This window comes from Acidovorax sp. CF316, assembly GCF_000276605.1.
Taxonomy (GTDB): Bacteria; Pseudomonadota; Gammaproteobacteria; order Burkholderiales; family Burkholderiaceae_C; genus Acidovorax.
Genome location: NZ_AKJX01000199.1, coordinates 1 through 15,420, shown reverse-complemented (window position 1 = coordinate 15,420; position 15,420 = coordinate 1). Strand labels below are relative to the sequence as shown.

At 68.6% G+C, this 15,420-nt stretch carries 15 protein-coding genes; 13 read left to right on the top strand and 2 right to left on the bottom strand.

The window, feature by feature from the left end; genetic code table 11:
* Window positions 1-154 precede the first annotated feature (154 nt).
* Window positions 155-823, bottom strand: a complete 669-nt coding sequence (locus PMI14_RS24465) for a glutathione S-transferase family protein (RefSeq protein WP_007858404.1) — start codon at window positions 821-823, stop codon at window positions 155-157.
* A 70-nt stretch (window positions 824-893) separates the two neighbouring features.
* The gene (locus PMI14_RS24460) at window positions 894-1,976 is read right to left on the bottom strand and encodes an AraC family transcriptional regulator (RefSeq protein ID WP_007858403.1); all 1,083 of its coding nucleotides are present in this window, start codon (window positions 1,974-1,976) and stop codon (window positions 894-896) included.
* Between the two features lie 136 nt (window positions 1,977-2,112).
* Here PMI14_RS24460 and PMI14_RS24455 point away from each other — a divergent pair, with 136 nt between their 5' ends.
* From PMI14_RS24455 to PMI14_RS35350, 13 genes are all read left to right on the top strand, one after another.
* Window positions 2,113-3,840: an AMP-binding protein gene (locus PMI14_RS24455; RefSeq protein ID WP_007858400.1), complete on the top strand. Its 1,728-nt coding sequence runs from the start codon at window positions 2,113-2,115 to the stop codon at window positions 3,838-3,840.
* A 14-nt stretch (window positions 3,841-3,854) separates the two neighbouring features.
* Window positions 3,855-5,462, top strand: coding sequence for a carboxyl transferase domain-containing protein (locus tag PMI14_RS24450; protein WP_007858398.1), 1,608 nt, complete (start codon window positions 3,855-3,857; stop codon window positions 5,460-5,462).
* A 12-nt stretch (window positions 5,463-5,474) separates the two neighbouring features.
* Window positions 5,475-6,272 carry an enoyl-CoA hydratase/isomerase family protein gene (locus tag PMI14_RS24445; protein WP_007858385.1) on the top strand — a complete coding sequence of 266 codons (798 nt, stop codon included), beginning with the start codon at window positions 5,475-5,477 and terminating at the stop codon, window positions 6,270-6,272.
* 20 nt (window positions 6,273-6,292) lie between these two features.
* The gene (locus tag PMI14_RS24440; protein WP_007858383.1) at window positions 6,293-7,012 is read left to right on the top strand and encodes a DUF4126 domain-containing protein; all 720 of its coding nucleotides are present in this window, start codon (window positions 6,293-6,295) and stop codon (window positions 7,010-7,012) included.
* A 121-nt stretch (window positions 7,013-7,133) separates the two neighbouring features.
* Entirely contained in the window at window positions 7,134-9,158 is a 2,025-nt protein-coding gene (locus PMI14_RS24435) for an acetyl/propionyl/methylcrotonyl-CoA carboxylase subunit alpha (protein WP_007858382.1), read from the top strand.
* 44 nt (window positions 9,159-9,202) lie between these two features.
* Window positions 9,203-10,123 carry a glyoxylate/hydroxypyruvate reductase A gene (locus tag PMI14_RS24430; protein WP_007858380.1) on the top strand — a complete coding sequence of 307 codons (921 nt, stop codon included), beginning with the start codon at window positions 9,203-9,205 and terminating at the stop codon, window positions 10,121-10,123.
* Between the two features lie 31 nt (window positions 10,124-10,154).
* A complete protein-coding gene (locus PMI14_RS24425) occupies window positions 10,155-10,619 on the top strand; it encodes a DUF3592 domain-containing protein (protein WP_007858378.1) in 465 nt (154 codons plus the stop codon).
* 25 nt (window positions 10,620-10,644) lie between these two features.
* Window positions 10,645-11,553: a hydroxymethylglutaryl-CoA lyase gene (locus tag PMI14_RS24420; RefSeq protein ID WP_007858377.1), complete on the top strand. Its 909-nt coding sequence runs from the start codon at window positions 10,645-10,647 to the stop codon at window positions 11,551-11,553.
* Window positions 11,554-11,639: 86 nt separating this feature from the next.
* Window positions 11,640-12,167, top strand: coding sequence for a YbaK/EbsC family protein (locus tag PMI14_RS24415; protein ID WP_007858376.1), 528 nt, complete (start codon window positions 11,640-11,642; stop codon window positions 12,165-12,167).
* Window positions 12,164-12,430 (top strand): DUF1289 domain-containing protein, encoded by a 267-nt coding sequence (locus tag PMI14_RS24410; RefSeq protein WP_007858375.1) that lies wholly within the window; start codon window positions 12,164-12,166, stop codon window positions 12,428-12,430. The genes PMI14_RS24415 and PMI14_RS24410 overlap by 4 nt, the downstream gene beginning before the upstream one ends.
* Entirely contained in the window at window positions 12,427-13,080 is a 654-nt protein-coding gene (locus tag PMI14_RS24405) for a 2-hydroxychromene-2-carboxylate isomerase (RefSeq protein ID WP_007858374.1), read from the top strand. Before PMI14_RS24410 ends, PMI14_RS24405 begins: the two co-directional genes overlap by 4 nt.
* Window positions 13,081-13,358: 278 nt before the next feature.
* The gene (locus tag PMI14_RS24400; protein WP_007858373.1) at window positions 13,359-15,029 is read left to right on the top strand and encodes an MFS transporter; all 1,671 of its coding nucleotides are present in this window, start codon (window positions 13,359-13,361) and stop codon (window positions 15,027-15,029) included.
* Between the two features lie 143 nt (window positions 15,030-15,172).
* Window positions 15,173-15,331: a hypothetical protein gene (locus PMI14_RS35350; RefSeq protein ID WP_007858372.1), complete on the top strand. Its 159-nt coding sequence runs from the start codon at window positions 15,173-15,175 to the stop codon at window positions 15,329-15,331.
* Window positions 15,332-15,420: the final 89 nt, after the last annotated feature.

The following is a 15,420-nucleotide window of genomic DNA, read 5'->3' as shown; positions in this document are numbered from 1 at the left end:
GGAGGGGGACGCCCCCAGCGCCAAGGCTGGATACGCCGCCTTCGCGGCGGGGCGGCCCTTGCGCGGGGACACGGGCCTGGGCTGAGCCAGTGTCATGCGTCGCGGGTGGCGCGCGGCGCAATGGATAACTTATACGATTGAATGCAGATCCGCATCAGGGCCGGGTGTCGGGCGCGGGTGTGGTCGGCACGTCCTGCTCCTCGGCGGCCTCGATCTGCGCGGCCATGGCGCGCTGGTAGCCGGGGCGCTGCTGCAGGCGGTGCCAGTACAGCAGCGTGCGCTCGCCGAACTCGGGCGACAGGCCCAGGTGCTCGGCCAGCAGCAGCGCATAACCCACCGAGACATCGGCGGCGGTGAAGCGGCCCGCGCACAGGTGCTCGCCATGGGCCAGGGCGGCTTCCACCGCGCGCAGGCGGGCCAGGAACCAGCGGCGGTAGTCTTCCACCACCTGGGGCTGCTGGCGTTCTTTGGGCTCGAAGCGGCTGTAGCGCAGCACCAGGGTCTGGGGGAAGGTCAGCGTGGCCTCGCCCATGTGCAGCCAGTTGAGGTAGGCGCCATAGGCCGGGTCCACGGCGCGCACGTCCAGCCCGGCATCGGGGTGGGCCGCGGCCAGGTACTGGCAGATGGCGGCCGATTCGGTCATGCGCACGGCGCCCTGCACCAGCAGGGGCACGGTGCCCAGCGGATTCAGTTCCAGGAAGCTGCGCGCCTTCAACCGGGGCGGAAAGGGCAGCATGTGCAGCGAGTACGGCAGCTGCAGCTCTTCGAGCATCCACAGGGGACGGAACGAGCGCGCGCTGACGCAGTGGTACAGGTGGATCATCGGCATCGTGGGCCAGTGTAGTGCGCGGGCACGGCAGCGGGGTTCCCCACGCTGCCAGTGCGGTTGCAGATCACGCCGCCGTGCGGGCCAGGCGCCGGTACTCGGCCGGCGAATGTCCGGTCCAGCCCTTGAAGGCGCGGATGAAGCTCTTCTCGTTGACGAAGCCGGCCGCCTCGGCCACCTGCTTGATGGGGCGGTCGCTGCGGTGCAGCAGCTCCATGGCACGGGCCTGGCGCACCTCGTCCTTGAGGCCCTGCAGTGTGGCCCCTTCCTCCTTGAGCTGGCGGTGCAGCGTGCGCGGCGACACATGCAGCAGGTGCGCCAGCGACTCGGCGCTGTGCGAGGCCAGTGCCTGGCCCGGGTGGCCCTGCACGGGCGCGCCCAGCAGCTGGCGCACGCGCGCCACCAACAGCCGGTCGCGCCGGTACTGCAGCACCGTGAGCGGCAGCGCATGCTGCAGCATCTGGCGCAGCGCGGCCTCGTCGCGCCGCAATGGCAGGCTGAGGTAGCGCGCATCGAAGTGGATGGCCGTCTGCGGGGCGTTGAAGCGCACCGATCCCCCGGGGAACAGCACGGCATAGGCCTCGGCATGCGGTGGTGCCGCGAAGGCGAACTCGGCCGCCAGCAGCGGCACGCGCGAATCCACCATCCAGCAGCCCAGGCCCAGGGCATTGCGCAGCACCGAGACCAGGCAGAACTCGCGCAGGGAGCCCAGGTCGCGGTTCTCCCCGATGGAGAGTGTGGCCGTGCTGTCGGCCTGCGCCAGGCGCAGCGTGATGTCGTCGGCCAGCAGGCCATGGTGGCGGCACCAGCGCTGGAGCGCCACGCCCAGGTCGGGCGAGCTGATGGAGGCGCGCGCCAGCATGCCGTAGCTGCCCCAGGGCAGGCGCCGGCCGAACCAGCCCAGGGCCTCGTCGTCGAGCTCGCGCATGGCCGCGCCCGAGATCTCCTCCATCTGCCAAGCGGTGATGCGGGCGCCTTCGTCGAACAGCAGGCCGGGCGCAATCTGTGCCTGGGCCAGCGCCCAGGCGGGGCTCATGCCGCGGCGCCTGTAAGCGAGTGCAATCGCCTGTACGAAGGCGATGGGGGTGGCGGCTGGCGCGGTCTTGGGGGCGGGCAGGCCCTCGGGGGCCGCAAGGGCGGGGGATTTCACGGGTACCAGTGTGCCCGAGGTGTGGCACGATTTGCAACCTTTGTGTCAAGCAGGGGCCGTGGCAGGCTCCTATGCTTGCACATCGCCCCGCCATTCACTCGCTGTGCGGGAGTGCGACACGCAAGGAGACAAGAACATGGGTGCAGCCCTGCCTTCCCCCGCCCCGCTGACCACCAGCCTGGCCCTTGGCGCGACCGACGTGCCCTTGATCGAGCAGACCCTGGGCGACTTCTTCGACGCCATGGTGGCGCGCCAGCCCGAGCGCGAGGCGCTGGTCAGCGTGCACCAGCAGCGGCGCTACACCTACCTCAGCCTGCAGGCCGAGGCCCGGCGCCTGGCCAGTGCCCTGCTGGGCCTGGGTCTAGTGCCCGGCGACCGCGTGGGCATCTGGTCGCACAACAATGCCGAATGGGTGCTGATGCAGCTGGCCACGGCGCAGGTGGGCCTGGTGCTGGTCAACATCAACCCGGCCTACCGCACCTCCGAGGTGGAGTACGCGCTCAACAAGGTCGGCTGCCGGCTGCTGGTGAGCATGGCGCGCTTCAAGACCAGCGACTACCTGGGCATGCTGCGCGAACTGGCGCCCGAGTGGCAGCGCCAGGAGCCGGGCCGCCTGGGCGCGGTGAAGCTGCCGCACCTGAATACCGTGGTGTGGATCGACGAGGCCGGGCAGGGCGCAGACGAGCCGGGCCTGCTGCGCTTTTCGGACCTGCTGGCGCGCGGCGATGTGGCCGATGCGCGCGTGGCCGAGGTGGCGGCGGGGCTCAAGGCCACCGACCCCATCAACATCCAGTTCACGAGCGGCACCACGGGCTTTCCCAAGGGCGCCACGCTCACGCACCGCAACATCCTGAACAACGGCTTCTTCATCGGCGAGTGCATGCGCCTCACGCCGGAAGACCGGCTGTGCATCCCTGTGCCGCTGTACCACTGCTTCGGCATGGTGCTGGGCAACCTGGCCTGCTTCACGCACGGCGCGACCATCGTCTACCCCAATGACGGCTTCGACCCGCTCACGGTGCTGCAGGCTGTGCAGGACGAGCGCTGCACCGGCCTGCACGGCGTGCCCACCATGTTCATCGCCGAGCTGGACCACCCGCGCTTTGCCGAGTTCGACCTGTCCACCCTGCGCACCGGCATCATGGCCGGCTCGCCCTGTCCGACCGAGGTGATGAAGCGCGTGGTCGAGCAGATGCACCTGTCCGAGATCACCATCGCCTACGGCATGACCGAGACCAGCCCCGTGAGCTGCCAGAGCAGCACCGAGACTCCACTGGCCAAGCGCGTCTCCACCGTGGGCCAGGTGCAGCCGCACCTGGAAGTGAAGATCGTGAATCCCGACACCGGCGCGACCGTGCCCGTGGGCGAGCGCGGCGAGTTCTGCACGCGCGGCTATTCGGTGATGCACGGCTACTGGGGCGACGAGGCCAAGACCCGCGAGGCCATCGACGCCGACGGCTGGATGCACACCGGCGACCTGGCCACCATGGACGCCGAGGGCTACGTGAACATCGTCGGCCGCATCAAGGACATGGTGATCCGCGGCGGCGAGAACATCTACCCGCGCGAGATCGAGGAGTTCCTCTACCGCCACCCGCAGGTGCAGGACGTGCAGGTGGTGGGCGTGCCCGATGCCCGGTACGGCGAGGAGCTGTGCGCCTGGATCGTGGTCAAGCCCGGCCAGGAGCTGACCGAGGAGGCCGTGCGCGCCTTCTGCAAGGGCCAGATCGCCCACTACAAGGTGCCACGCTACATCCGCTTCGTCGCGGGCTTCCCGATGACGGTGACCGGCAAGATCCAGAAGTTCAGGATCCGCGACGAGATGAAGGACCAGCTGGGCCTGGCCGAAGAAAAGACTGCTTGAAAGAGATTCGCTGCATGACCATCCTAGACACCCAATTGAACGCCCGCTCGGCCGACTTCCTGGCCAACGCGGCCGCCATGCGCACCCTGGTCGACGACCTGCGCAGCCACCTCGACAAGGTGGCCCAGGGCGGCGGCGAGGCCGCGCGTGCCAAGCACACGGCACGCGGCAAGCTGCTGCCGCGCGAGCGCGTGCAGATGCTGCTGGACCCGGGCACGCCCTTTCTGGAGCTGGCGCCGCTGGCCGCGCTCAACATGTACAACAACGATGCGCCCAGCGCCGGCCTGATCGCAGGCATCGGCCGCGTGAGCGGCGTGGACTGCATGGTCGTGTGCAACGACGCCACGGTGAAGGGCGGCACCTACTACCCGCTGACCGTGAAGAAGCACCTGCGCGCGCAGGAAGTGGCGCAGCAGAACCACCTGACCTGCATCTACCTGGTGGATTCGGGCGGCGCCAACCTGCCCAACCAGGACGAGGTCTTCCCCGACCGCGACCACTTCGGCCGCATCTTCTTCAACCAGGCCAACATGAGCGCCCAGGGCATCTCGCAGATCGCCGTGGTCATGGGCAGCTGCACGGCCGGCGGCGCCTACGTGCCGGCGATGAGCGACGAGTCCATCATCGTCAAGAACCAGGGCACCATCTTCCTGGGCGGCCCGCCGCTGGTAAAGGCCGCCACAGGCGAGGTCGTCACGGCCGAGGACCTGGGCGGCGGCGACGTGCACACGCGCCTGTCGGGCGTGGCCGACCACCTGGCACAGAACGACCTGCATGCGCTGCAACTGGCGCGCAATGCGGTGCGCAACCTCAACAAGGCCAAGGCCGCATCGCCTGCCGACAGCGCGCCGCTGCCGCCGAAGTTTGCCGGTGAAGAGCTCTATGGCGTGATCCCCGTGGACACGCGCAAGCCCTTCGACGTGCGCGAGATCATCGCCCGCATCGTCGACGGCAGCGAGTTCGACGAGTTCAAGGCGCGCTACGGCACCACGCTGGTCACGGGCTTCGCGCGCATCGAGGGCATGGCCGTGGGCATCATCGCCAACAACGGCATCCTGTTCAGCGAGTCGGCGCTCAAGGGCGCGCACTTCATCGAGCTGTGCTGCCAGCGCAAGATCCCGCTGGTGTTCCTGCAGAACATCACCGGCTTCATGGTCGGCCGCAAGTACGAGAACGAGGGCATCGCGCGCAACGGCGCGAAGATGGTCACGGCCGTGGCCACGGCCGCCGTGCCCAAGTTCACCATCATCATCGGCGGCAGCTTCGGCGCCGGCAACTACGGCATGTGCGGCCGCGCCTACAGCCCGCGCTTCCTGTGGATGTGGCCCAACGCGCGCATCAGCGTCATGGGCGGCGAGCAGGCGGCCGGCGTGCTGGCCACCGTCAAGCGCGACGGCATCGAGGGCAAGGGCGGCCAGTGGAGCGCCGACGAGGAAGAAGCCTTCAAGGCCCCCATCCGCCGCCAGTACGAAGACCAGGGCCACCCCTACTACGCCACCGCGCGCCTGTGGGACGACGGCGTGATCGACCCGGCCGACACGCGCCGCGTGCTGGCGCTGGGCCTGGCGGCCACGCGCAATGCGCCCATCGAAGGCACCAAGTTCGGCCTCTTTCGCATGTAAGGACCGGTCACCATGGGAACGAACCTCACTGTCACCTACCAAGGCGCTGTGGCGCGCATCACGCTCACGCAGCCCGAGATCCGCAACGCCTTCAGCGACGAAGTCATCGCCGAGATCACCGCCGCCTTCACCGAGGTGGGCGCGCGCGCCGACGTGCGCGCCGTGGTGCTGGCGGCCGAGGGCCCGGCCTTCTGTGCCGGCGCCAACCTCAACTGGATGCGCCGCATGGCCGACTACACGCGCGACGAGAACGTGGCCGATGCCGGCAAGCTCGCCGAGATGCTGCGCGTGATCTACGAGTGCCCCCAACCCACCATCGCGCGCGTGCAGGGCGACGTGTATGCGGGTGGTGTGGGCCTGGTGGCAGCCTGCGACATGGCGGTGGCGGTGGACACGGCGGGCTTCTGCCTGAGCGAGGTGAAGCTGGGCCTGATCCCCGCGACCATCAGCCCCTATGTGATCCGCGCCATGGGTGCGCGCGCGGCGCACCGCTACTTCCTTACGGCCGAGCGTTTCAGCGCAGCCGAGGCACTGCGCATCGGCTTCGTGCACGAGGTGGTGGCAGCCGACCCGGACTTCGTGGCGCTCGACGCCAAGCTGGCCGAGCTGCTCAAGGCGCTGACCAGTGCCAGCCCGGCGGCCGTGCGTGCCTGCAAGCGGCTGGTGATCGACGTGGCCGAGCGCGAGATCAATGCCGGCCTGATCGACGCCACGGTGCAGGGCATTGCCGACATCCGCGCCAGCGAGGAAGGCCGCGAAGGCGTGCAGTCCTTCCTGCAAAAGCGCAAGCCGGCCTGGCTGGCAGGCTGATCCGCTCACCAGGACTTCCCATGGACGCACTCTGGCTCAGCATCGTTCAGTGGCTGCACACCATCGGCCTGCACGTGGACCCGGGCACGGCCCGCGACGTGGCCGGTGGCGTGGCCCGTGCCACCCAGCAGCTCGACATGCCAGGCCTGCTGGCCCTGGCCGCCGCGCTGGGCTGGGCCAGCGGCGTGCGGCTGTATGCCGTGGTGTTCATGGTCGGCGCCATGGGCTGGGCCGGCTGGATGCCGCTGCCCCCGGGCCTGGCGGTGCTGCAAAGCCCCCTGGTGCTGGCGGTCAGCGGCTGCATGCTGGTGGTGGAGTTCTTCGCCGACAAGGTGCCCTGGTTCGACAGCCTGTGGGATGCCGTGCATGCGTTCATCCGCGTACCGGCCGGGGCGCTGCTGGCGGCGGGCGTGTTCGGCGCCGACAGCGCCACCATGGGGCTGGTGGGTGGGCTGATGGGCGGCTCGCTCGCGGCCACCTCGCTGGCCACCAAGATGACGGCGCGCGCCGCGGCGAACACATCGCCCGAGCCGTTTTCCAACTGGGGCCTGTCCTTCCTGGAGGACGGGCTGGTGGTGGGCGTGGTCTGGCTCGCCACGCAGTACCCCGTGACCTTCGGGGTGGTGCTGGTGGTGATGCTGGTGGTCTCGGTGCTGCTGCTGGTGGTGCTCTTCAAGTTTCTGCGCGCCGTGCTGCGGCGCTTGTCTTCTCTTTTCTCTGGCCCCGCGAAGGCGGTTTGAAGTCCTATGTTCACAAAAATCCTGATTGCCAATCGCGGTGAAAGCAGCCGCGCAGCGGATGTTTCTGCAAATTGCGTGGCACGCGCAGCGTGCGCAGGCGATCTCGCCGTGGGAGGGCGCCATGTTTAAGAAGATCCTGATCGCCAACCGCGGCGAGATCGCCTGCCGGGTTGCTGCCACTGCCCGCCGCATGGGGGTGAAGACCGTGGCGGTGTACTCGGACGCCGATGCGGGCGCCAAGCATCTGGCCGTGTGCGACGAGGCCGTGCACATTGGCGGCAGCGCGCCCAAGGAGAGCTACCTGCAGTGGCAGCGCATCATCGGTGCGGCCAAGGCAACGGGCGCGCAGGCCGTGCACCCGGGCTACGGCTTCCTGAGCGAGAACGAGGAATTCGCCCAGGCCTGCGCCGACGCCGGCCTGGTGTTCATCGGCCCGCCGCCCTCGGCCATCCAGGCCATGGGGCTCAAGGCCGAGTCCAAGCAGCTTATGGAAAAGGCCGGCGTGCCCCTGGTGCCCGGCTACCACGGGGCCGACCAGGACCCGGCCCTGCTGCAGCGCGAGGCCGACCGCATCGGCTACCCGGTGCTCATCAAGGCCAGCGCCGGCGGCGGCGGCAAGGGCATGCGCGCGGTGGAGTCTGCGGCCGAGTTCGCCGATGCCCTGGCCTCGTGCCAGCGCGAGGCCATCAACAGCTTTGGCGACGACGCGGTGCTGATCGAAAAGTACGTGCAGCGCCCGCGCCACATCGAGATCCAGGTGTTCGGTGACACGCAAGGCAACTACGTCTACCTGTTCGAGCGCGACTGCTCGGTGCAGCGCCGCCACCAGAAGGTGCTGGAAGAGGCCCCAGCCCCCGGCATGACCGAGGCCATGCGCCAGCAGATGGGCAACGCCGCCGTGGCTGCTGCGCGCGCCGTGAACTACGTGGGCGCCGGCACGGTGGAGTTCATCGTCGAGCAGCGCGCCGACGGCAGCATGAACTTCTTCTTCATGGAAATGAACACCCGCCTGCAGGTGGAGCACCCCGTGACCGAGGCCATCACCGGCCAGGACCTGGTGGAGTGGCAGCTGCGTGTGGCCTCGGGCGAGCCGCTGCCGCTGGCACAGGACCAGCTGCGCATCACCGGCCACGCCATCGAGGCGCGCATCTGCGCCGAGAACCCCGACAACAACTTCCTGCCCGCCACGGGCGCGCTGCATGTGTACGGGCTGCCGGCCCATGTGGCCTTCGAGCGCGGCACCGTGCGCGTGGACTCGGGCGTGCGCCAGGGCGATGCCATCAGCCCGTTCTACGACTCCATGGTGGCCAAGCTCATCGTGCACGGCGACACGCGCGAGCAGGCCCTGGCCCGCCTGGACGAGGCCCTGGCCCAGACCCATATCGTGGGGCTGGCCACCAATGTGCAGTTCCTGCGCCGCGTGGCACGCACCGATTCGTTCGCCCAGGCGAAGCTCGACACCGCGCTGATCCCGCGCGAGCAGGCCGTGCTGTTCAAGCGCGAAGACGTGGGCCTGTCGCTGGCCGCAGCCAGTGCCGTGGCGCAGGCCCTGCTGCACGAGCGCGCGGCCGAGGGCGCCGATCCGTTCAGCCGCCGCGATGGCTTCCATACGCATGGCGTGGTGCAGCGCCGGTTCGAGTTCGAGTTTGGCGGCGAGCATGTGAAAGCCTGGCTGACCTACGAGCGCGGCGGCAGCCTGCACCTGGCCGTGGGCGAGGGCGCTGCCCAGGTGGCCGGGCCCCTGGTGTTTGCCCCCGCGGGGGATGCCATCGACCTGCAGTTCGCCGGCCAGCGCACGCGCGCCGCCGTGCATGCCCAGGGCGAGCTGGACCATGTGTTCACGCCCCAAGGGGCCACGCAGATCCTGGCCATCGACCTGCTGGCCCATTCCGGTGAAGTGGCGGCCGAGGGCGGGCGCCTCACGGCCCCCATGCCCGGCAAGGTGGTGTCGTTCGCCGTCAAGGCCGGCGACAAGGTCGCCAAGGGCCAGGCCCTGGCCGTGATGGAGGCCATGAAGATGGAGCACACCATCGCCGCGCCAACCGATGGCGTGGTGCAGGAGCTGCTCTATGCGCCCGGCGACCAGGTGACCGAAGGGGCCGAGTTGCTCAAGCTGGCCGCCGCAGCAACAGCGGCAGCGGCGTAACCGCACGCAGACGGGGGTTGCCAGGGCGCGGTACGCTTGCGGTCATGAACATCACCTTTTGCTGTACCGATACCAAAGCCGAGCCCTGGCTCCAGGGCCTGCAGGCGGCCCTGCCCGAAGCAAGCATCTCCGTCTGGCAACCAGGGGCTCTCCAGGCCGACTATGCAGTCGTCTGGGCCCCGCCCCAGCAGTTCGTGGACGAACAACCGGCACTCAAGGCGCTGTTCAACATCGGCGCGGGCGTGGATGCCCTGCTCAAGCTGCGCCTGCCGCCCTCCATGCGCGTAGTGCGGCTCGATGATGCGGGCATGGCCGTGCAGATGGCCGAGTACGTGAGCCACGCCGTCATCCGCCATTTCCGCGAGTTCGACGCCTACGAGGCCGACATGCAGGCCGGCCGCTGGGGCTACCGCAAGCCGCGCCTGCGCAGCGATTTCCCGATCGGCGTGATGGGGCTCGGCGTGCTCGGCGAACGGGTGGCGCGGGCGCTCGCGCAGTTCGACTTTCCGGTCAACGGCTGGAGCCGCTCGCCCAAGGCCATCGAGGGTGTGCGCGGGTTCAGCGGTACCGACGGGTTCCACGATTTCCTCGCTGCCAGCCGCGTGCTGGTGAACCTGCTGCCGTTGACGCCCGATACCCAGGACATCATGAACCGCGAAACTCTTTCGCGCTTGCAACCGGGCGCCTATGTGGTCAACGTGGCGCGCGGGGCGCACCTGGTGGAGGACGACCTGCTGGCCCTGATCGACAGCGGCCATGTGGCCGGCGCCACGCTGGACGTGTTCCGCAAGGAACCCCTGCCAGCGGGCCATCCGTTCTGGAACCACCCGCGCATCGTGGCCACGCCGCACACCTCGGCGCGCACGCTGCGCGAGGAGAGCATCGCGCAGATCGCCGGCAAGATCGCGGCGCTGCAGCGCGGCGAGGCGGTGGCCGGGGTCGTGGATCCCGGGCGTGGCTACTGACCGGGCACCATCGGAGCACAGGACACAGCGCATGGCATCCAACTCTCCCTTTCGCCATTTCCTCGGCCTGCTGGGCTGGGTCCTGCTCGTTCCCGGGGCCCTGACAGCGCTGGGCGCGGCCTGGCTGCTGGCATCCAGCCTGAACCTGGTGGGCGACATGCGTTCGGCCCAGGGGCGCGTCGTGGCCCTGGTGCCGGGCACCGCAGGCACGATGGGCCGCACGGCCCATGGCAGCCAGAGCATGGTGGAGTTCACCACCCAGGAGGGCCAGACCCTGCGCGTGACCGATCCAGTGCTGCGGCGCCTGCAGGCCCAGCATTCCGTCGGTGAATCCGTCACGGTCCGCTATCCGTCCCGGGACCCCTCGCAGGCCGAGATCAGCAGCTCCCGCTGGATCAAGGGCTTCATTGGCGTCGGCCTGTTGCTGGCCGGCCTGATCGGCATGGCCGTGGGCGGACTGCTGCTGCGCTTTCGGCCCAGGCCGGCCATGGCCTGACCCCATTTCCATCGGAGACTTCCCCATGAGCATTCCCACCAAAGTCAAACTCGTCGACGTCGGCCCGCGCGACGGCCTGCAGAACGAGAAATCCCCCGTGCCCGCCGTGGTCAAGATCGGCCTGGTGCACCGCCTGCAGGACGCGGGCCTCAAGAACATCGAGGTCACGAGCTATGTCTCGCCCAAGTGGGTGCCGCAGATGGCGGACAACCACGAGGTCATGCAAGGCATTGCGCGCCAGGCGGGCATCGTCTACTCGGTGCTCACCCCCAACCTCAAAGGCTACGAGGCCGCGGTGGTCGATCGGCCCGACGAGATCGTGGTCTTCGGCTCGGCCAGCGAGGCCTTCAGCCAGAAGAACATCAACTGCTCCATCGCCGAGAGCATCGAGCGCTTCGCCCCGGTAGTGGAGGCCGCGCGCGCGGCCGGCATCCACGTGCGCGGCGCCATGAGCTGCACGGTGGGCTGCCCCTACGAGGGCGAGATCGCGCCCGAGCGCGTGGCCTACCTGGCCGGCCTGATGAAGGGCATCGGCGTGCAGCACGTGGGCGTTGCCGACACCATCGGCGTGGGCACGCCGCGCAAGGTGCAGCGCGCCATGGAGGCCACGCTGCAGCACTACGGCATCGACGACGTCTCGGGCCATTTCCACGACACCTACGGCCAGGCCCTGGCCAACACCGTGGCCACGCTGGAGATGGGCGTGTGGCAGTACGACACCTCGGTGGCGGGCCTGGGCGGCTGCCCCTATGCCAAGGGCGCCACGGGCAACGTGGCCACCGAGGACGTGGTCTACATGCTGCACGGCATGGGCATCGACACCGGCATCGACCTCGACAAGCTCATCGATGCAGGGGCCTACATCAGCGATTTTCTGGTCCGCAAGCCCAATTCGCGCGCGGCCAATGCCCTCCTGACCAAGCGCGCCGGCTGAATGCCAGGGCCCGGAAGGCCCGACAATGGGGGGAACAGCGGGCGGCACGGTGCCGCCCCACCATGACCAGTGCGGGAACCTCGGATATGTGCGGAGCGGAACTGAAGAACTTGCCGGAAGGCGTGCAACGGGTGGCAGCGGCGCTGCAGGCGCAGGGCCATCCGCACATGCCGCAGATGCTCGACGACGCGGCGCGCACCGCGCAGCAGGCGGCCGATGCGCTGGGCATCCTCGTGGGCCAGGTGGCCAAGAGCATCATCTTTCGGCGCAAGAGCGACGACGTGGCGGTGCTCGTGGTGACCTCGGGCGACCGGCGCGTGGACGAGAAGAAGGTCGAGGCCCATGTGGGCAAGGTCGGCCGGGCCGATGCCGAGTTCGTCAAGGCGCGCACCGGCTTTTCCATCGGCGGCGTGTCGCCGCTGGCGCATGCCACGCCGCCGGTCACGCTGATCGACCGCGACCTGCTGCGTTTCGACGTGGTCTGGGCCGCGGCCGGGCACCCGCACAGCGTGTTCCCGCTGCACCCGAGCGACCTCACGCGCCTGACCGGCGCGCCCGTGGTGGACGTGGTGCAGGAGCCCGCTCCACCCTCAGCGCCTGCTGCGGCGGCATGACCCCGGTCGAACTGCTGGCCAGCCACGCCCGCCAGATCGGGGCGGCCGGGCATTTCGTTGCCGGCAGCAGCGCGCCCGTGCCCTCGCCCTGCATTTCGGTGTGCCGCATGTCGCCCGACCGCAGCCACTGCGAGGGCTGCTTTCGCACGCTGGACGAGATCCGCATCTGGGGTGGCGCCGACAGCACCGTGCGCCGTGCGGTCTGGGCGCAGTTGTTGTTGCGCGCGGGCATTGCGCCGCTCGCCAAGGAGGCACCACCATGAAACACATCACCTTCTACCTGGACTTCATCTCGCCCTATGCCTGGCTGGCCTTCGAGCGCCTGCCCGAGGTGCTCGAAGGGCAGAGCTACAGCGTGGCCTACCAGCCGGTGCTGCTCGGCGCCCTGCTGGCGCAGCACGCCAACCCGGGGCCCGCCGGCATTGCGCCCAAGCGCGACTGGACCTACCGCCACGTGACCTGGCTCGGCCATGCCCACGGCATCGGCCTGCAGATGCCGGCGCGCCACCCCTTCAACCCGCTGCCGCTGCTGCGCCAGGCGCTGGCCTGCAGCGACGATGGCAGCATCAACCGCTACGTGGCTGGCACCGTGCTGCGCCATGTCTGGCAGGGCGGGCAGGACGCACTGGACGCGGCGCGCATGGCCGATCTGGCCGCTGCATTGTCCGAGCAGCTGCGGCCCGGCCAGGACATTGCGAGCGAGGGCCCCAAGGCGCTGCTGCGCGCCAACACCGAGGCCGCGCAGGCGGCCGGGGTGTTCGGCGTGCCCGCCTTCGCGGTGGACGGCAAGCTCTTCTGGGGGCTTGACGGCCTGCCCATGCTGCGCGCCTACCTTGACGGCGATGCCTGGTTCGAGGGGCCCGAATGGGGCGCGGTGAGCGCTGTGCCGTCGGGCCTCGTGGCCAAGGGCTGACATCGCCCCACACCCGGTTCGTGCGCAGAAAAGCCTGCTGCCTGCGCGCAGTCTTCCTGACAGCGCGCATACCGGCCTGTTGGGGTAAACACCAGCCGGCGCGCGTGCCTTCTCGCATCCTGAAAGCGGCCCCAAGGGTTTCACCCTAAGTTGTCAGAGCGCGGTCAGTTTGGTGAAAGGCCGTGTTGGTTTCGCGTCAGAGCGTGGTCAGTGCAATCTCCAAGAATGTGGGCAGCCGCACTAGAGGGCGGTCTGATACATCACACAGGAGACAAACCATGGCAACCCATCCCGCACCGCGGCCGATGACCGCCGAAGAGAAGAAGGTCATCTTCGCTTCGTCGCTCGGTACCGTTTTCGAGTGGTACGACTTTTATCTGTACGGCTCGCTCGCAGCCATCATTGCCAAGCAGTTTTTCAGCGGTCTGGATGCGGGCGCGGCCTTCATCTTCGCGCTGCTGGCGTTTGCCGCGGGCTTCCTGGTGCGGCCCTTCGGTGCCATCGTGTTCGGCCGCCTGGGCGACATGATCGGGCGCAAGTACACCTTCCTGGTCACCATCCTGATCATGGGCCTGGCGACCTTCATCGTCGGCCTGCTGCCCAGCTACGCCACCATCGGTGTGGCCGCTCCCATCATCCTGATCGCCCTGCGCATGCTGCAAGGCCTCGCGCTGGGCGGTGAGTATGGCGGCGCTGCCACCTACGTGGCCGAGCATGCCCCGCACGGCAAGCGCGGTGCCTACACCTCCTGGATCCAGACCACGGCCACGCTGGGCCTGTTCCTGAGCCTGCTGGTGATCCTGGGCGTGCGCCTGAGCCTGGGCGAGGCCGTGTTCCAGGACTGGGGCTGGCGCATTCCGTTCCTGGTGTCCATCCTGCTGCTGGGCATCTCGGTGTGGATTCGCCTGTCGCTGTCGGAATCGCCGGCCTTCCAGAAGATGAAGGCCGAGGGCAAGACCTCCAAGGCCCCGCTGGCTGAATCTTTCGGCCAGTGGAAGAACCTGAAGATCGTGATCCTGGCACTGGTGGGCCTGACCGCCGGCCAGGCCGTGGTCTGGTACTCGGGCCAGTTCTATGCGCTGTTCTTCCTGACGCAGCAGCTGAAGGTGGACAACACCACCGCCAACCTGCTGATCGCCGCCGCCCTGCTGCTGGGCACGCCCTTCTTCGTGGTGTTCGGCGCGCTGTCGGACAAGATCGGCCGCAAGCCCATCATCATGGCCGGCTGCCTGCTGGCCGTGGTGACCTACTTCCCCGTGTTCAAGGCACTGACCGAAGCCGCCAACCCCGACCTGGCCAAGGCCCAGGCCACGGCTGGCGTGGTGGTGACGGCCGACCCTGCTTCGTGCTCCTTCCAGGGCAACCCGGTGGCGCGTGAGATCGACTTCCGCAGCTCCTGCGACATCGCCAAGCGCTACCTGGTGCAGAACTCGGTGAGCTACGACAACGTGGCCGGCCCCGCAGGCTCCAAGGCCGTGGTCAAGATCGGCACCAAGACGGTCGAGGCGCCTACCGGCACCGTGGTGAACCTCAAGTTCGACGAAGCGTCTGCCAAGGCCATTGCCGCCTTCAAGAAGGAAGTGTCCGAAGACCTGAAGGTCGCCGGCTACCCCGCCAAGGCCGACCCCGCCAAGACCAACAAGGTCCTGACCGTGGTGCTGCTGTTCTGGCTGGTGCTGCTGGTGACCATGGTGTACGGCCCCATTGCCGCCATGCTGGTGGAAATGTTCCCGACCCGCATCCGCTACACCTCGATGAGCCTGCCTTACCACATCGGCAATGGCTGGTTCGGCGGCCTGCTGCCCACCACGGCCTTCGCCATCGTGGCCCAGACCGGCAACATGTACAACGGCCTGTGGTATCCGATCATCATCGCCAGCATGACCCTGGTGATCGGCACGCTGTTCATCCGCGAGACCAAGGACGTGGATATCTACGCCAACGACTGAGGTCGCCGGCACCCTGCGACCAGTGCCCGCTCCCCCGGGTGGGCACTGTGTTCCAGAAAAGGGCCTCGCAGCTGCCATGCGGAGCTGCGAGGCCTTTTTGTTGAACAAGCAACCCCCCATCCAAAATTCAGGAGATATGAGCCATGTGGAAGATCGTTGTCGGATTCGTGCTGTTTGCGGCCCTGTCGCTGTTCGTCATCATGAAGGCAGGTGACAAGGTGGACATGGGTGGCGAGCAGCACGGCGGCGACTCGTTGCACGTGCCCGCCGCCCCGGCCTCGGGTGCCAGCGCAGCGCATTGAATAAAGCACCCCCTGAGTCGCTTCGCGCCTTCACCCCTCTCTCGACTCGCTATGCGAGTCGGGAGGGGGACGCTCCCAGCGCGGCGGGG